This is a genomic window from Arthrobacter sp. zg-Y1116 (genome assembly GCF_024385485.1).
Lineage (GTDB): Bacteria > Actinomycetota > Actinomycetes > Actinomycetales > Micrococcaceae > Arthrobacter_B.
The window spans coordinates 331,798-348,667 of sequence record NZ_JANFLR010000002.1 but is presented as its reverse complement, the minus strand read 5'-3'; the positions used below and the strand labels follow the sequence as shown (position 1 = coordinate 348,667).

General features: G+C 66.4%; 17 protein-coding genes and 1 tRNA gene. 5 read left to right on the top strand and 13 right to left on the bottom strand.

Features of this window, described 5'->3' with window-relative positions; translation table 11 throughout:
- The first annotated feature begins 10 nt into the window (after positions 1-10).
- A complete protein-coding gene (locus NNX34_RS08410; protein ID WP_255766065.1) occupies positions 11-553 on the top strand; it encodes a DUF4334 domain-containing protein in 543 nt (180 codons plus the stop codon).
- Positions 554-592: 39 nt separating this feature from the next.
- Here NNX34_RS08410 and NNX34_RS08405 read toward each other — a convergent pair whose 3' ends face one another.
- The 7 genes from NNX34_RS08405 to NNX34_RS08375 all read right to left on the bottom strand — a co-directional run bounded on the left by NNX34_RS08405 (position 593) and on the right by NNX34_RS08375 (position 5,771).
- Positions 593-982 carry a hypothetical protein gene (locus NNX34_RS08405; protein ID WP_255766064.1) on the bottom strand — a complete coding sequence of 130 codons (390 nt, stop codon included), beginning with the start codon at positions 980-982 and terminating at the stop codon, positions 593-595.
- Positions 983-1,099: 117 nt separating this feature from the next.
- A complete protein-coding gene (locus NNX34_RS08400) occupies positions 1,100-1,927 on the bottom strand; it encodes an SDR family NAD(P)-dependent oxidoreductase (RefSeq protein WP_255766063.1) in 828 nt (275 codons plus the stop codon).
- Positions 1,928-2,063: 136 nt separating this feature from the next.
- Positions 2,064-3,017 (bottom strand): RNA polymerase sigma factor SigJ, encoded by a 954-nt coding sequence (sigJ, locus tag NNX34_RS08395; RefSeq protein WP_255766062.1) that lies wholly within the window; start codon positions 3,015-3,017, stop codon positions 2,064-2,066.
- Positions 2,954-4,111: an NAD(P)/FAD-dependent oxidoreductase gene (locus NNX34_RS08390; RefSeq protein WP_255766061.1), complete on the bottom strand. Its 1,158-nt coding sequence runs from the start codon at positions 4,109-4,111 to the stop codon at positions 2,954-2,956. Before NNX34_RS08390 ends, sigJ begins: the two co-directional genes overlap by 64 nt.
- Positions 4,112-4,205: 94 nt before the next feature.
- Entirely contained in the window at positions 4,206-4,523 is a 318-nt protein-coding gene (locus NNX34_RS08385; protein ID WP_255766060.1) for a transcriptional regulator, read from the bottom strand.
- The gene (locus tag NNX34_RS08380; protein WP_255766059.1) at positions 4,516-4,986 is read right to left on the bottom strand and encodes a hypothetical protein; all 471 of its coding nucleotides are present in this window, start codon (positions 4,984-4,986) and stop codon (positions 4,516-4,518) included. The genes NNX34_RS08385 and NNX34_RS08380 overlap by 8 nt, the downstream gene beginning before the upstream one ends.
- A 50-nt stretch (positions 4,987-5,036) precedes the next feature.
- The gene (locus NNX34_RS08375; protein ID WP_255766058.1) at positions 5,037-5,771 is read right to left on the bottom strand and encodes a D-alanyl-D-alanine carboxypeptidase family protein; all 735 of its coding nucleotides are present in this window, start codon (positions 5,769-5,771) and stop codon (positions 5,037-5,039) included.
- Positions 5,772-6,006: 235 nt separating this feature from the next.
- On the opposite strand from NNX34_RS08375, the gene NNX34_RS08370 reads away from it, so the two are divergent.
- Complete coding sequence (locus NNX34_RS08370; protein WP_255766057.1) at positions 6,007-7,242, top strand: MFS transporter; 1,236 nt, start codon at positions 6,007-6,009, stop codon at positions 7,240-7,242.
- Between the two features lie 63 nt (positions 7,243-7,305).
- Here NNX34_RS08370 and NNX34_RS08365 read toward each other — a convergent pair whose 3' ends face one another.
- Positions 7,306-9,459 (bottom strand): ABC transporter permease, encoded by a 2,154-nt coding sequence (locus tag NNX34_RS08365; RefSeq protein WP_255766056.1) that lies wholly within the window; start codon positions 9,457-9,459, stop codon positions 7,306-7,308.
- A gap of 155 nt (positions 9,460-9,614) precedes the next feature.
- Here NNX34_RS08365 and NNX34_RS08360 point away from each other — a divergent pair, with 155 nt between their 5' ends.
- Positions 9,615-10,277 carry a TetR/AcrR family transcriptional regulator gene (locus NNX34_RS08360; protein WP_255766055.1) on the top strand — a complete coding sequence of 221 codons (663 nt, stop codon included), beginning with the start codon at positions 9,615-9,617 and terminating at the stop codon, positions 10,275-10,277.
- Between the two features lie 24 nt (positions 10,278-10,301).
- Here NNX34_RS08360 and NNX34_RS08355 read toward each other — a convergent pair whose 3' ends face one another.
- Positions 10,302-11,699 carry a YhgE/Pip domain-containing protein gene (locus tag NNX34_RS08355; RefSeq protein ID WP_255766054.1) on the bottom strand — a complete coding sequence of 466 codons (1,398 nt, stop codon included), beginning with the start codon at positions 11,697-11,699 and terminating at the stop codon, positions 10,302-10,304.
- 185 nt (positions 11,700-11,884) lie between these two features.
- On the opposite strand from NNX34_RS08355, the gene NNX34_RS08350 reads away from it, so the two are divergent.
- Positions 11,885-12,634 (top strand): MerR family transcriptional regulator, encoded by a 750-nt coding sequence (locus NNX34_RS08350; RefSeq protein ID WP_255766053.1) that lies wholly within the window; start codon positions 11,885-11,887, stop codon positions 12,632-12,634.
- 303 nt (positions 12,635-12,937) lie between these two features.
- Here NNX34_RS08350 and NNX34_RS08345 read toward each other — a convergent pair whose 3' ends face one another.
- The 3 genes from NNX34_RS08345 to NNX34_RS08335 all read right to left on the bottom strand — a co-directional run bounded on the left by NNX34_RS08345 (position 12,938) and on the right by NNX34_RS08335 (position 15,415).
- Positions 12,938-13,399, bottom strand: a complete 462-nt coding sequence (locus tag NNX34_RS08345) for an NUDIX domain-containing protein (RefSeq protein WP_255766050.1) — start codon at positions 13,397-13,399, stop codon at positions 12,938-12,940.
- Between the two features lie 20 nt (positions 13,400-13,419).
- Positions 13,420-13,881 (bottom strand): NUDIX domain-containing protein, encoded by a 462-nt coding sequence (locus tag NNX34_RS08340; RefSeq protein ID WP_255766049.1) that lies wholly within the window; start codon positions 13,879-13,881, stop codon positions 13,420-13,422.
- Positions 13,882-13,975: 94 nt separating this feature from the next.
- Positions 13,976-15,415 (bottom strand): sugar porter family MFS transporter, encoded by a 1,440-nt coding sequence (locus tag NNX34_RS08335; RefSeq protein WP_255766047.1) that lies wholly within the window; start codon positions 15,413-15,415, stop codon positions 13,976-13,978.
- A 270-nt stretch (positions 15,416-15,685) separates the two neighbouring features.
- Here NNX34_RS08335 and NNX34_RS08330 point away from each other — a divergent pair, with 270 nt between their 5' ends.
- Entirely contained in the window at positions 15,686-16,624 is a 939-nt protein-coding gene (locus tag NNX34_RS08330; RefSeq protein ID WP_255766046.1) for a 5'-3' exonuclease, read from the top strand.
- Between the two features lie 54 nt (positions 16,625-16,678).
- Here the strand turns inward: NNX34_RS08330 and NNX34_RS08325 are convergent.
- Positions 16,679-16,763: transfer RNA gene (locus tag NNX34_RS08325), tRNA-Leu, on the bottom strand.
- Between the last annotated feature and the right edge of the window lie 107 nt (positions 16,764-16,870).

Genomic DNA, 16,870 nt, shown 5'->3' with positions numbered 1-16,870 from the left:
AGGCATCCGCATGGACAACGAACCCACCCGACGGCTGCAGGAACTGCAGGGCGGGACCGACGCCGGGACAGCGCTGGAGTTCTTCGACGCCCTGCCGCCGCTTCAGGTGCCTGAGCTGTACGGCTCCTGGCGGGGTACTGAAATACCAACGGGTCACCGGCTCGACGGCCTGCTGGAACCGCTGGGCTGGCACGGGAAACGGTTCGACGGCGACGAGGAGGTCTTCCCTCTCGTCTTCGCCGGAGCCGGCGGGGGCGTGTTCAATGTGAATCCGGCGCTGGTCCCGCTTTCCGCAGTGCTGCGTTTCGGCCCTTTGCTGCAGAAGCCCGAACTGCTGGCGCAGATCCGCCCGGCGCTGCGGCTGGCGCGCACGCGGCGGCCCGGCGCCCGGCTGCGGATGACCGAGTACCGGGGCGTGTCCAGCGCCACCATGATCTATGACGCCCTGCCGGTCCTGGATGTCTTCCGCCGGGTCGATGCCGAAACGGTGCTGGGTGCCATGGACCTTCGTGGCCCCGGGGCTCCGTTCTTTTTCGCGCTGCACAGGGAGTAGGCGTTCGGCACTTAGTGGATGCTGTGTCGGGCAGAGCACCTATTGGCAGAGCTGCGTGCCCGGGTCCACCGCGATGGTCTCCAGGACCTTGCCGGTGGCGGTGTCTATCACGACTACTGAATCGGCGGGCCAGCTTTCGTCAGGGACGGGTTGGTAGCCGACGTCGGAGACATCAGTGGTTTTGCCGGCGTCGTTGCGGCTGCGGTTGAAGGCGTCGACGGTCTTGCCTGTGTTGGTATCGACAGTCACGGTTTCCTCCGGCAGACCGGTTGTATCGCCGGACACCGGGGTGGAGTTCCACCAGCCGTCGTAGCCGCCGACACAAGCGGCCTCTTCGTTTTCGGCGTGCGCGCTGCTGTGCCCGCTGCCGCCGCACCCGGATAGCGCGGCGCCCAGTACCAGCAGACCCGCAATCGCCGTCTTCTTCATGTTTGAGCCTCTCCCCCGATATTCCGGGGGAAGCCTAACAGGCCTCGTCGCTTGTCGGGGCGTACCGGAAGACACCGGTTGTACAGGCCGCCGACCCGTCATCCCCGTCGAACCCCGTCACTTCGCCAGCATCGCCACCGTGCGGTTCCAGAGACCCAAAGCCAGCGCAGCGTCCCCTGCCTGCTTGTTGGGCTTGGCCACCTTGCTCCGGACAAAGTACTTGCCGGTCGGGTAATCCGTTCCCGGAGTTCCCTCCGCAAGGAACACCAGTGTCCGGGCACCCTTTTCCGGAGTCGGAAGCAGCCTGCGCAGCAGTGGCGACTGGTAGACCGCACGCATAGCCGAGCCCTCGGCGCTGGAGAAGCTCGACCCGATCACGCCCGGGTGGAAGGCAGTGGAAGTTGCCCCGTGGGAACGGTACCGGCGGTCGAACTCCTCCGTGAACAGGATCTGCTCCAGTTTGGCGTTTCCGTAAGCCTTGCTGGGGTTGTACCCGTTTTCATTCTCCAGATCGTCCAGGTCCACGTTGCCGAACAAGCGGTTGGCCATGCTGGAAGTGTTGATCACCGTCCCGCCGGATTCAATGAGCCGGTCTGTCAGCAGCTGGGTAAGCAGGAACGGCGCCAGGTAGTTCACCTGGAAGGTCATCTCGTGTCCGTCCTCGGTAACCTGGCGGACATTGCCGAAAACCGCTCCGGCGTTGTTGGCCAGGACGTCGATATGCGGGTAACGCTGGAGCAGTTCCGAAGCCAGGGTACGCACGCTGCCCAGGTCCGCGAAGTCGGCCAGGAAATACTCGCCGCCCGTGTCCTTGGCGACGGCGGCGGTCTTCTCCGGCGACCGTCCCACCACCACAACATGATGCCCGTTTCGTGCGAGCTGCCTTGCCGCGGCGGCACCGATTCCGTCGCTGGCGCCGGTGATCACTATGGTTTTGGGAGACACGAAAGCCTGCTTTCCTCAGAGTGCGGCCGTGGCGGCAACACCGTTCCCACCTTAGCGGCGCGTGCCGCGGGCACGGTAGGCAAGCCCGGGTCTGCCCGGGTCAGCCGGCAACCGCAGCCCGCCGACCGGGCGCCCGCTAAACCGCCCGACCCTGCAGCCGCACCAGCTTGTCCGGGTTGCGCACCGCGTACACCGCCTGCACCCGGCCCTCCACGAGTTCCAGCTGGAAAACCGTAGTCACCGCCCCCTCTTCACGGAACGCGACCGCCGGCAGCCCGTTCAGTTCAATGAACTCGGGGACGGCCCCGGCACCGTACTTGTCCGCCAGCCCGATCATCAACCGTGCCACCTTCTCCGGACCGTAGACCGGCCGAAGTGCGGCGCTGACCTTGCCGCCGCCGTCGGAGACCAGGACCACGTCCGGAGCCAGGACGTCCAGCAGTGACTGGATCTGCCCGGTCATGGTGGCGGCCAGGAAACGTTCGACGGCGGCGCGGTGCTCGCCCGTATCCGGCACGGTCCGGGGCGTGCCGGACCGCAGCCGGGTCCGTGCCCGGTGAACCGTCTGCCGCACGGCGGGCTCGCCGATGTCCAGGGTCGCCGCAATCTCGGGATAACCGAAGCCGAAGACCTCGTGCAGGATGAACGCCGCCCGCTCCGGACCGCTCAGGGTCTGCAGCAGCACCAGCATCGCCGTCGAAACCTCGCTGGCGGTCAGGGCCGCCGTCTCCGGATTCTCCGGAAGCCGCGCAGGGCCGGTAGGCAGCGGTTCGGGCAGCCATTCACCCGGATAGTCCTCCCGCCGCCGGGACGCTGTGCGGAGGGAATTCAGCGCCTGGCGCGAGGCGATCCGCGCCAGGTACGCCCGCGGGTTTTCCACCTGTTCCGCCACCGCCCGCCACCGCAGATAGGTCTCCTGCACAACGTCCTCGGCATCGGTAACGGTGCCCAGGACGTCGTACGCAATGGTGAAGACCATCCCTCGGTGCTTCAGGAACTGGGAGTCACGGCTTGACCGGACCCCGGTCAGCTCCGCGTCACCGGCGCGGGAGCCGCCGCCGTCGTCGCCGTCTGGGGACCTGTTGGCCATGTGTACGCTCCGCTTCGTTTCGCTTCGCCGCGGATCCACCGCAGCGTCATCCGGCAGATGATTTCCTTTTGGACCGCGGCCATCCTGCCGTGCACATGGAAGCGGGTCGGAGAATCGTCGGCAGACAGGAATTGAACCGCTCCGTCACTGCGGCCCAGACTAATGCACAGACCGCGGAATCCGCTGTCGTGCCGCACTCCCGCCTTTCCGTCCAAAGCCCGGAGGATGTTTCCTGCCGCGTCGGCTCCCATCGGCAGGGCCGCCGCGCAGCACATCCGCAGGTAGTCGTAGAACGGTTCATCGATCACGGCCGCATCGCCGGCGCCGTAGATGCGGTCCTGGCCGCGTACCCGCAGGGTCGGTTCCAGGCTCAGCCGTCCGACGTCGTTCACCGGAAGTCCGCTGGCCGCGGCCAGGTCCGGTACGCCGAAGCCTGCGCACCAGAGCACGATGTCGGCACCCAGGCCGGTGCGGACGTCACCGTCGGCACGCACCGGCGACCCGCTGCGCAGTTCCACTCCTGCCCGGCGCAGGCTCTTCTCCACGGACCGGCGGGTCTGGGTGCCCAGCCGCGGCGCCACGGAACCGGCGCTGTGCAGGCTCACCTGCAGGTGTCCGAAGGACCTGGCGGCCTCCGCGGCCGTCTCGACGGCGGTCAGCCCGCCGCCCACCACGGCCACGCGGGCCCCGGCGGGCAGGGCAGCCAACTCCCCGCGTGCCGCCGCGGCACCGTCCAGCTGTTCGATTCTGAGGGCGCCGTCCGGTGCCGTCCCCGCTGCCGAACCCACGGCGTAGACCAGATAGTCGTAGCCCGCTTCTGCTCCCCCGGCCAGCTGAACCGTCCGCCGGTCCGGCCGGATCTCCACTGCTGCATCGGAGATCCGGCGCACGCCCGGATGCAGGATCGAATCGAAGCCGACGGTGGCGTCGGCACGGGTTCCGGCAGTGTATTCATGCAACCGGATCCGCTCCACGAACCGGGGCTCGGGGGTAACCAGGACGACGTCGAGTCCCGGCCTCCCGTTGGCCGCCAGCCGGTTCGCCGCCATTACCCCTGCGTATCCCCCGCCCAGAATGACTGCTGTGGTGCCCATGAGTGCACTCCCTGCTTTCGCGTCTCATCCGGCTTCCGCGCCGGCTGAACATGGGACACCGCCCGGGGACGGTTTGTGACCGGTTGCGGAGAAATCAGTCGGGCCGGACGGGTGCCGTGCCCGCAATCTCCTGCAGGGCCAGCACATGGGCGTCGAAGCTGCTCCGGCCGGCCGGGGTGAGTGCCACCCAGGTGACGCGGCGGGCGTCCCGACGGGCCGGCGACGTCGTCTTTGCCAGGCGCACGTAGCCGGCCTCCGCGAGAATTTTCAGTTGCTTCGAGAGCGTGGCATCGGAAATTCCCAGGGTGTCCCGGAGGACGGCGAAGTCCATCTCCTCCAGCGGGCGCAGCAGCCCGCAGATCCGCAGCCGCGTCGGCGGATGCACAACCTCGTCAAACCGGGGTTCAGGCATGCGGAACCGCGCGGAGCTGGTCAACAGCGGCCCGGAACGCGACTCCGGCGAGCCCGTAAACCGCAGCGAACGCCGCAAGGCTGGTGATCATCACGGCCCAGCCGAGTCCCAGCGACACCAGGCCCAGACTCACGGAAAAAAGAAACAGGCAGACCAGCGCCGCCAGGGCAATTGCGCCGTTCGCCCGCGCACCCAGCCTGCGGAACTTCAACCCGGTGTCACGGCGGATCAAGTGCAGGATGACGAACAGCAGTCCCGCGAGCAGCCAGGGCCAGGACGGAGATTGATAGTCGGCTCCGGGCCGGGCATCCAGTGCCGCCGCCACCCAGCAGGCAGCCAGTGCACCGATGGCTGCCACCAGCGCACGGGGAGGCGTGACGCCTGCTGCCAGGGTGTCGCGGTCGGTGGTTAAGTCTCTGAGCCGGGCGGCAGCATCCTCTGCCGCACCCAAGTTATTTTCCATGATGGAAAGAGTATTGGCCGGCAACCCCGGCGTCAATGTTGCGGGAGAGGTTACGGCAAGGGTTCGTGTGCCGGCTTCGAAGGCGGGGCCGGCGGCTTCGGCGGGGCCGGCGGGTGGTACAGCCCGGCGTACTCCTCCAGCGTGATGTTGGCGTCGTGGATCTTCAGGGCTGCATCGGGGCCCAGGTAACGAAGGTGCCACGGCTCGTAGGCGTAGCCGGTAATGGTCTCGGCACCTGCGGGATAGCGGATGATAAAGCCGTACCGGTGGGCGTTCGCAGCGGCCCACGCCCCTGCGCCGGTCCCCTCGAAGCAGGCCTGCAGCGAGCACGCGCCGTCGGCAGCACCGATGTCCACGGCCAGCCCTGTCTGGTGTTCACTGTGGCCGGGCCGTGCCGAAATCGATTCCGCCAGCGCGGAGCCGTAGCGCCCGGTGTAGGCATCATGCAGCCGGGCCTGCGCTTCGGCGGTCCGGAAACCGCTCACGGCATCAATCACCACGCCGGCGGCCGCGGCGTCGTTCTTCATCTGGACGAACGCGTCCGCTGCTTCCCGGCGCAACGGGACGCCACCGGCGTCAACCACGTCCTGTGGTGCATAGCCGGGGTCACCGAGCGGGCGCTCCTTGTTCACGACCACTGAGACGCTGCCGGGAGAATCGAAATCCTGTCCGGGCGGCGCCGTGAAGGCGGACACCGGCTGGTCCACGGAAAAGAGGTAGGCCAGCAGTCCGAGGCACACGCAACCGAGGATAGCGATGTGCGTGGTGATGTGCTGGCGCGGCATTGTCTTTCCCTCCCCTTCCACTTTCCCATAGCGGCGGCCGGTCCGGGAGGATCGACGCGTACGTTCGACACATCGCCTCCGGTCAAGCACAGTCGGCGGAAAATGCCGTCAAACGCGGCATCGACAAACCTTGTTTCCCCTAAAACCTAACGGTAAATTTAGGCGGCCGCTTCCATTTCCGTACCGCAGCGCCGAAGGGACCATCATCAGCGACGCCCAGAAAAACAGCTCCACATTGTCCGCGCTTTGGACAATCCAGGCCCTTCTCGCAATAGTCGGTTCCGCCTCCTCGCTCGCCGTTTCCCTGGTTCTTTTTGAAAATTCCGCCAGTGCAGCGATCCTTGCCGTTTCCACGTTCCTGGGTGCGGCAGCCGCCATCTACCTGGCGCCGTTGATCGGCGGGCTGACCGACCTCTTTTCCCGCCGTACCGCCATCTGCGCGGTCAACATCACCAATGCCGGCGCCATGGCGGCCATGGCCTGGGCAACCCTCATCCACAGCACGGCCCTGATGCTCGTTTTCGTTTTTGCCACAGCCGTCTGTTCCACCGCCCTGGCCCTGACCCTGCAGGCCTCTGTGCGGGTGCTGCGCTCAGAGAAGGACCTCACCAAGGTCAACGGCATGCTCGGACTCATTGATTCGGCACCGGTGCTGCTCGGTCCGGTGCTGGGTGCTGTCCTGTATTCGCTCGGGATGCCCGTCGCGGTGTTTCTGGCCGATGCAGTCTTGAGCGTTGCGGGCGCGGGGATGGTAGTGCTGCTCGCCTGGCCGGCGGAGGAAGCCCGGCCACGCAATGTGCAGTATTTCGGCGGCAATGTGAAAGCCGGTTTCCGGTTCATCAATGAGCGCCGTGATTTACTGCGCCTCCAACTCGCCTTTGCGGTCTACAACTTTGCCGGCGGCCTCTGTGTGCCGGTGGTAATTGTTTTTATCCTCTCCTTCCCGGGCACCGGGACCCCGGAATGGAATCTTTCGGCAAGCAATATCGCCAGTGGCCTGGGGCTGATGGCCGGCGCTGCCCTGGTCGCGCGGTTCGGCACTTCGGTCTCCCGGACCAACCTCGTGTGCGGCTCAACGTTCCTGGGGTCGCTGTTCGGCCGCGCGCTGGTCGTGGCCGCGCCCACCCTCTGGCTGGTCATTCCGGGGATGTTTCTCCGGAATGCGATGGTGCAGGCCACCAATGCCCCGCTGTCGGCGCTGTGGCAGGAACGGACACCGGTTCAGATCCAGGGCATCGTCTTCGGCTGCCGGCGGCTGCTCGGCCAGGGGCTCTTCCCGGTGGCAGTCCTGCTGGGCGGCGTGCTGGTGGATGTGCTGGCCACGGTGGACGGCATGAACCAGCAAAGTGCCGCCAAGACGGTGCTCATGATTGGCGGAGCACTCGAAATTGCCTGCATTGCGTACATTCGCTTTTCCCGGACGAGCAGGGTCTTCGAACCGGTGGAGGTCCCGCAGCCCACGGCTGCGTGAGGTTCGCTTAAACCGCCAAGGGCCGCTGCAGCGCAGCGGCCCCTGGGGTACTTCCGACGCGGGTCAGACGCCTGCGGGAACCCGTTCCTGCTCAGCCGGGACATCGGCGTCGACAGGGTGCTCCTCGGTGCGCGGCGGCTTGAAGTGGTCGATGACAGCCACTACGACCAGCGAGGCCGCACCCCAGATGCCGAGGGTCAGCAGGTGGGACCAGACGGTATCCGAGCCGAAGTACAGGATCGAGCGGATTGACTCGACGGCGGCCGGCATCGGCAGCACCTCGTGGAGGAAACGGAAGATTTCCGGTTCCATGTAGATGGACATCGCTGCTCCGGAGGCCGGTACGCCGAGGAACATCAGGATGCCGATCGTCGGGAGGATTGCAAGCATCCCCATGAACCGTTCGAAGACCGTGGTGAACATGGCGACGCAGAAGATGGCCACGGCGCCGGCTCCCCAGAGCGGCAGGAAGTGCCCGTCGATCGCCCCGACGAAGACGTCGGCAATGACCCAGAGGAAGGCCGACATCCCGACGGCCCAGGCCGCAACGATGGGGAGCAGCATGCGCAGCGGGCGGCTGGCCGGAGCCGCCGTCGAGCCGACCACGATGATCATGAACCCGGCCATGATCCAGCCCATGGCCAGGTACATGGTGGCCATGCCCATGGAGTCGGAATCCTTCAGCGGGGCAACATTGTCGTGTGCCATTTCCATTTGCTGTCCCGCGGAAACCTGGCCGAACACCGAGGTGAGGACCTGCTGCTGGCTCATGCCGCCGGCCTCGTTGGTGATGAGCGTGGCACTGGGGCTCTCGGCCGACGGCAGCACGTACGCGCCGACAACGGTACGGTCCCGGACCTGGTCGCGGGCGTCGTCGGCGTTATCCATCGGGCGCAGGTCAAAGAGCCCGGACATGTTTTCGTCGAGTCCGGATACTGCCTGCTCCGCCTGTTCCGCGGTGGAGCCGACGACGGCGACGGGCATGTCCCGCGGTGTCGGCTCGTACATTGCGCCCAGCATGAACGAGAGCATCATCGTGACCATGGCCAGCGGGAAGAAAGCCAGGGTGCCGTAGCGCCAGCGGCGGGTCTTCGGACGCGGCCCGCCGTGCAGCGAGGCGACGTTGATTGCCGGCGGAGCCGCGTTCGGCTTGCGGCGGCGCTTGACTGCATCGAGGACGAGGGTGAGCAGCAGGGCCGCCACCGCCCCGATCACGAGCACCAGCAGGTGGGGCCCGGCGCCGTTGCCGTCGAAGTACAGGAACGAACGCAGCGATTCACCGGTGGCGGCCGCGGGCAGGAAGCTGTGGAGGTACGGGTAGAGACCCGGCATGGTGTGGACGGACATGCTCATGTTGGAGGCGGGAACGCCCAGCACCATCAGGAACAGCATGCCGGCAAGGACGGCCATCGGGCCGAGGATCCGGGTTAGGAACAACTGGACGCTGCCGACGGCGAAGACCGTCAGCCAGGAGATCCCCAGCACGGCGGCGGAGTGTCCCTCGACGACGCCGAGCATCGGACCCGTCACGGCCCAGACGAGTCCGGCAATCAGTGCGGCCCAGCCGGCAAGCAGGGGAACGAAGCGGCGGAAACGAAGCAACTCGGGTGAGTTGGAAAGGACCAGGCTCAATGGCATGTAACCGGCCAGCATCAGGGCCGTGGTCAGGAACATTGCACCCAGCCCGGCCATGTCATGGTCCGGCAGCGGGGCGAGGTCCTCGGCCTGCAGGGCCAGACCCTGTCCGAGGACCTGCGGGGCCAGCAGTGCCGTGACGGTGCTGGACTGCGAGGCGCCGGCAGCACTTGCGGTATAGACCGAGGCGGTGCCCTCATTCAGCGACACTGCGCCCGAGACTTCACGGTCCAGGACCAGCTGGCGCGCTTCGGCGTCGGATCCCACCACTCGGACGTCGACGGCGTCGGGATCAGCGGCTCCCAGCGCGTCTGCGAAGCGGTCCGCCTGCGGGCCGGAACCCGTGACCGCAATCGGCATGTCGTTCGGCGTAGGCGCGTGCATGGCGGCGAGGTAGCCGCCCACCAGCATGGAAACCATCAGCAGAGGCATCAGGAACATGGCGACATAACGGCCGATCTTCTCGGCCTTTGCCCGCTTGGCCGCGGCAAGGGCCTCGGCGTCCGACGACTGCGCCGGGGTTTCTCCTGCTGGGTCCGTATCCGGCGGAGAACCTGGGGATGTCGGGGAAATACTGGTCAAGGACGTGCTCCTGTAGCTGAATTCAAGGGTGATGGTGCGAAGTGCGCGTCGACGCGATAGTCGAAGCGGGGCCTGTGGGACCGACTCGTCAAAATTACGCCATGTGGCGTAAATTGGGTAATTGAAGCAGCAGCAACGCCAGGACGAGGACATATATGGGACAGCACGGCGACAAGGCACGCGGAACCCTGCTCGATGCTGCCGAGGAGCTTTTTGCCCGGCACGGCATCGACGCCGTGTCCAACCGGCGGATCGCAGAGCATGCGGGAACCGCGAACCACTCCGCCGTCGCCTACCACTTCGGGGGGCGCGATGAACTGCTCGAGGCCTTGATCACCCGCCACCTCGAAGACACCCACCGCCGCCGTGCGGTGCTCCTGGAACAACTGGACGACGCCGCGGGGCTCCACGATCTGCTGGCCTGCCTGATCCTGCCGTGGGTGGACCACTTGGCGTCACTGCCCGTGCCGAGCTGGCGGGCGCGTTTCCTGCACCAGATGCGTGCGGTGCCCTCCATGGAATCCGTGCTTCAGCGGTCGGCCGTGGCCAACCCGGTCACCGAGGACTTGATCAGCCGGACCCAGGCCGCCGTCGGAGACCTCGCCCCCACCGTCCTGCACGGCCGTTCGTGGATCCTGGGCAACATGACCATCGGGGTCTGCGCGGAGTACGAGGCACGCATCCAAGACGGAGCCGAGACCCCGAACTGGACCGGAGTGGGCTACTTCCTGATCGATTCCTGCGCCGGGATGCTGTCCGCGCCGGTAACCCACCCCGGCGACTTCCTTCCGCAGCCGTCCCCGGTCTACCTGCTCTAGGGCTGCCTGCTCCAGGACTGCCCGTCAGGGCGTCGGGACCAGCTCTGCCCGGCGTCGGCCGAACATCCGGTCATAAAGGACCGAGAAGATCATGGCGACCGCAACGGCTATCAGGATGAGAATGAGCATGCCGATAATCCCGCTCTGCAGGCCCGCGTCACCTTCGGCGTCGAAATACAGCACCGCGCGGTTGGCCATGGTCATCTGGTACAGCGGCTCGCCCCGGGCGATGAACGTGAAGAACCCCGGCAGAGCCTCCAGCGGCACCACTCCGGTCGCAGCAGGCAGGCCCATAAACACCACGTAGATCAGCGAGAGCACCATGCCGATGCTGCCGAACAGGGTGATCAGCGCCGTGGTGACCGCCGATACCGTGACGATGGACAGCCAGGTCGTGAGGAAGAACCAGCCGCCGTGCGGAATCGGCATCCCGACGGCGGATGCCACCCACATCATCAGCCCAGCCGTCGGCAGCGCACCCAGGACGACGATGCCCCACTTGATCAGGTAGGTTTTCCACCGGGCGGGCTGCACCCTCGGCCCCAGGGCAAACCGCGGACCCATTTCGACCGGCGCCACTCCGAGCCGCGAATCGACCAGGAAGTGGATGGCCACGGAACCACTGACCCCCACCACCATCAGCAGCACGGAGTAGAAGAACGCACCCATGCCAAGGGCGGAACCTTCCGGCGGGGTTTCATAGGCGGTGGTGGTGACAGAGATCGGAGCCCGGAGAAGGTCCGTTGACGTGCCGTCCACGGTTGGTGCCACCTGCTGCTGCACCTCTGCAGGCAGGCCCAGCTCCCCGAGCTCGCGCTGTTGTTCCGCCCGGGCTTCCGTCTGCGCTTCCTCTGCGGCGGAGGTCAGCTGCTCGCCCAAACCGGTGTTGGCCTGTTCGAGCGCCGGGTCGACGGCGGCAGTCCCCAGGGTGCTCGCCAGTGGCCCGGCCAGCGGATTTGTGTAGACGGTGATGGACGGCCGCGTAACTTCCGTGTCCGTCAATGCGCCGCTCACCAGTCCCAGGGCGTCGGCCGAAAAGGACTCGGGAATGACGACGGCGCCGTGGATCTGCCCCTTGCGCAGCTGGTCCTGTGCCTCGTCCCACGACAGGACGCGCAGATCGATTTCGTCGTTTTGCGCGAAGCCCTGCTGCATCTGGTCCGTGATGTTCTGCCCGAGGTTCTCCGGGCTGCCGCCGTCGGCCGGCGTCGCACCCCTGTCCTGGTTGACCACGGCCAGCGGAAAGTGCTTGAGGTGGTCCCCCGGGCTGCCGAGACCGCCGATGTACAGGGCAGTGCCGGCACCGCCCAGCAACAGAAGCACCAGCAGCGGCAGGAGCCAGAACCGGGGAGACCAATACGAGTGCCGGTCGTGTCCGCGCCCCTGGGGCCGGGAATCGGATTCCATCGCATGTGCCGACATGGACACACCTCCCAGCTGAGCCTGAGTCGGGATTCGTCCTACCGTTTGAGGGTAGCCGCCGTGCAGGGCTGCGGATATAGCAGCGCCCCCGCTGGCCCTGTATCAGCAGACGAAGTCACCCACTAGCTCCTTGACTTTGCCGCAGCGTCAACTTCTAGGGTTGGTGGTGTCGAGAAGGAGCACACATGGACTGGTCCATTGCGGACGTGGCGAAACTGGCCGGGACAACATCCCGGACCCTGCGCCATTACGACAGCATCGGACTGCTGGCCCCCTCACGGGTCGGCGCCAACGGCTACCGGTATTACGACCGGGCAGCCCTGGTCCGGCTGCAGCGGATCCTGTTGCTGCGCCGGCTCGGGATGGGCCTGCCGCAGATTGGGCAGGTGTTGGAAGGCCAGCAGGATGATGTCGCTGCCTTGGCCGCGCATCTGGTGTATCTCCAGGATGAACAGGCCCGGCTGCAGACACAGATCCGTGCCGTGCGCTCGACGTTGCAGGCACTGAAAGGAGATGAGGAAATCATGGCAGAGAAAATGTTTGAAGGCTTTGTCCACACCACGTACCGCGAGGAGGTGGAAGAACGCTGGGGCACGGAGGCCTACGCCGAATCCGATCGTTGGTGGCGTTCGCTGGACGCCGCCGGCAAGCGCGGCTTCTCCGCTGAACATGCAGCACTGCAGGACGCCTGGGACGAGGCCCAGCGACGGGGGCTGGCGCCTGCGAGCGCCGAAGCGCAGGAACTCGCACGGCGGCATGCGGAATGGATTGCTGCCGGTACCCGGAAGGAGCCCGATCCGCAGATGCTGATCGGCATCGCTGAAATGTATGTGGCCGATGACCGCTTCGGAGCCAATTACACCCGTGAGTTCGACTTGGGTGCGCAGTTTGTCCGCGACGCGCTGGTCACCTACGCCCGGGGGCTGCGGGGCTAGTCCGGACAGCTGACGGCCCCTACCGGCTCTCCGGGCATCATCAGCTGTGCGGCGTCGGCCGCGCATGGCTTCCCGCCCTTTGGTGCTGCTGTGTCTGAGGGGGTCACTCCCTCCTCATCAGTCACGGAGGGTGGGATCCTGCGTGCTTCCGACCGCAAACGGGGTGCGCCGGGGACCGCCGCTGTACAGATAACGGGGCTAAGAGCCCGGGATAAGCCCGTTATCTGTACACCGGATACCCAGCCGCCCGGGATAAGCCCATTACCTGTACACCGGCCATCCCCACCGGGCACCCGGACCCGGCTAGCTCCCCAGCAGCCGAAGCAGCGCATCCAGCACCTGGGCCTGCCCCTTGACCAGCTTCGTGCGCGCCACGGCCTCCGGAAACCAGCCGGCCCGGTCGATCTCCGGGTACTCGCGGACGGTGCCCGATCCCCGCGGCCACTCCAATTCGAACGTGTTGCTCTCGATCCGTTCCGGAGCAAAGTCCGCCTCCGCGGCGAAGACCGTCACGGTCTTCTGCGCCGACTGCCGGAAAGTGCCCAGCAGCAGATACTCGGCCGCCGGGGCCTGCGTTCCCATCTCCTCGGCGAACTCCCGCAGCGCAGCGGCCCGCGGTTCCTCCTCGGGCGGGTACTCCCCCTTGGGAAGAGACCAGGCATGCTCGTCCTTCCGCGCCCAGAACGGACCGCCCATATGGCCGATCCACACTTCCAGGCCTTCAGCCCCGCGCCGGTACAGCAGGATCCCTGCACTGGAAATCATGTTCATCTCCCCTCGGAGGCTCAGGCGTCTCCAAACCCGAACGTGACAATGGGCGGCAGTCCGCTCCGCAAACGTTCCAAGACAAACCTTTCATGCGGGACGACGGCGGCGGGCAGGTCATCGAGGGAAAACCATTCCAGCCGGGCTGCCTTGCCGGGCTCCATGATGCGCGGCTCCCCCGACCAGCCGGTGCAGCGGAAGAAGAAGTCCACCCGCTCGTCCACGGCTGTCCCGGTGTCCTCCTGCGTACGGTGCATGGACGTCAGCGGCACGGCGTCGTCGGGCGCCACCGCTATGCCGAGTTCCTCCCGAGCCTCCCGCACGGCGGCCTGCACGGCGGACTCCCCCGCCTCCACATGGCCGGCTGCGGCCGTGGCCCAGTAGCCGTCCATGTACCCGGTGCCCTGCCTAAGCTGCAGCAGCACCTTGTCCCGGCGCTGGAAGATGAGATAGCTGGCCGGCACAACCTGGAATCGGTTCAACAACGCGGGAGTCCCCTCGGTCGGAAAGCTGGTGCCTCAGCCTAACCGAGCTTCACCGTGGAACTGCTCGGAGCAGGCGCCTGCTCGCGGCGGGCTAGAGCGCCGGCGCCGAAACTGCCGGTCCCGGAAGGCGCAGGGCAGCGGCGTCGCGGGTGTGGAACTGCCGTTCGAGTTCCTCCAGGCTCTTGCCCCGGGTTTCGGGCAGGTAGGCCCGAACGAACAGAACCGCGAAAACGCCGAGGCCGGCAAAGAGGAAGAACGTGTTGGAGATGCCGATGCCGGCGGTGAGCACGGGGAAGCTGAAGCCCACCGCAAAGTTGACCATCCAGAGGATGAACGCGGTACTGCCCATGCCCAGGCCGCGGATCTTCAACGGGAAGATCTCGGAGAGCATCAGCCACGTCACCGGGGAAATGGCACCCTGCTGGAACGCGAGGAAGGAGACCGTCAGCGCCAGGATCACGAACCCGCGGCCGGTGCCCTCCGGCAGCAGCAGGGAGAAGAGACCGATGAGGGTCAGCGCCGCGATGGTGCCCATCTGTCCGATCATCAGCATCGGCCGCCGGCCCACCCGGCCCAGCAGCCAGATCCCCACGAAGGTGGCGAGCACGGAAATGATGCCGTTGGCAATGTTCGCGGTCAGGGCGGCCTGGGTGCCGAAGCCGGACTGCTTCAGGATCTCGGTGCCGTAGTACATTATCGAGTTCGCGCCGGTGATCTGCTGGCAGATGGCCACCCCTACCCCGATCAGGAAAATCCGCCGCATCCAGGGGACGCGAAGGTCGCTGAAGGACCCCTTCTTGGCCTCGTAGTCTTCCCGCGCCAGTGCCCGGACATCGTCGATCTCCTGACGTGCGACGGCAGCGGTCCGGATTTTTTTGAGCACTTCGAAGGCTTCGGCGTAGCTGCCGCTGGCGGCCAGCCACCGCGGGCTCTCGGGCACGCGGAGCATCCCGAGCCACAGGCCGATGGCCGGCAGCGTGGCCAGCACCAGCATCCACCGCCAGATGCCGACCTGGTCGGACCACACATTGCCGAGCACGGCGTTGGTCACGAAGGCCAGCAGCTGCCCGGTCACAATCATTAGCTCGTTGCGGGTCACCATCTGGCCGCGCAGGTGCGCGGGCGACATTTCGGCCAGGAACACGGGCACCATGGCCGAGGCGCCGCCGACGGCGAGGCCCAGGACAAAGCGGAACCCCACAGTGACGGTGACGTTCGGCGCCAGGGACACCCCTATCGTGCCCAGGAGGAAAACCGCGGCAAGGCCCATGATCAGGCGGCGACGGCCGTACCGGTCCGCGAGCCGGCCACCTATCAAAGCACCGAAGGCGGCGCCGATGAGCAGGGAGCTGGTCACCAGTCCGGTGGTCAGCGGAGTCAGGCCGAGGTCTTCCTCCATAAAGGGCAGTGCACCGTTGATGACGCCTGTGTCATAGCCGAAGAGCAGTCCGCCGAGGGTGCTGACGCCCGCAATGCGCTTCAGTGCCTTATTGGGTTTGGCATCTTTGCCGGGATTGATGGTCGAGCTCATGATGCCTCCGTCGGTTTGCTCCGGCTCAGCGGATTCCGTTGACCCTGTCCCTGCTGCAGAAGGTCGCAGGCCGCGACGACCACGTTGGGCGGCGAGCCGCAGGCCCCGCAGCCACCCGCAGTGATCATAGCGACAGGCAACACTGTGCGCCTGAAAGTTTGTCCTGTCCTGCATCACTGCCATGGCTGTCTTGGCCACAGGCGGGGTTTCGCCAGCGGCTGGGGATTTCCGCCGGTGCGCATCCCCGCCGGATCGTGCGAGGATCGGCCTATGACCCAGCGCCTGATGCTCCTCGACACCGCGTCACTGTACTTCCGTGCCTTCTACGGCGTCCCCGACAGCATCCGCCGGTCCGACGGTACGCCGGTGAACGCCGTACGCGGCCTGCTGGACATGATCGCCAGGCTCACCACCGACTACGAGGCCACGCACCTGATCGCCTGCTGGGATGACGACTGGCGGCCGCAGTGGCGGGTGGACCTGCTGCCCACGTACAAGGCGCACCGGGTGGCCGAAGAAGTGAGTGGGAACCCCGACGTCGAAACGGTTCCGGATCCCCTTGAGGCCCAGATCCCGATGATCCGCCGCACGCTCGAGCTGGCGGGCATCGCCGTCGTCGGCGCTGCGGAACACGAGGCCGACGACGTGATCGGCACCTACGCATCCACCGCGTCCATGCCGGTGGACGTGGTGACCGGGGACCGGGACCTGTTCCAGGTGATCAACGACGAGAGGGACGTCCGCGTGATCTACACGGCCCGCGGCATGAAGAACCTGGACGTGATGACCGATGCGTCAATGGTGGCAAAGTACCAGGTGCTGCCCGAGCAGTACGCGGATTATGCGACCCTGCGCGGCGACGCGTCCGACGGATTGCCCGGCGTCTCCGGGATCGGCGAGAAAACCGCCGCGTCGCTGCTGGCCGAGTACGGCACCCTGGATTCGCTGCTGGCCGCCGCGCAGGACCCGGACAGCGGCCTCTCGTCGCCGGTGCGGTCCAAGCTCGCCAAGGCCGCGGACTATCTGGAAGTTGCACCGAAGGTGGTGAAGGTGGTGCGGGACCTCGAGCTGCCCACCCCGGCAAAGGCCGGCGCCGAGCTGCACCCGATCACCGGCGACGAGCGCGCGGAACTGGAGCGGCTCGCCAAGGACTGGAACCTGGGCGGGTCCGTGAAGCGGCTGCTGGACGCCTTCGACCGCTACGCGTAGGCGGCAAACAAAACACCCCCAGTCCGAAGACCGGGGGTGTTCAACTGCAGCAAATGGTGCCCGAAGTGGGACTCGAACCCACACACCTCTCGATACTGCATTTTGAGTGCAGCGCGTCTGCCAATTCCGCCATTCGGGCGTGCCCTGCGTCACGAAGCACGAGTACTTACCGTGTTGAGCGCAAAACTACTCTACATGCGGATACGCTGATTGTGTGAACTGCCGGTCTGCCGGCGGGAGAGACCG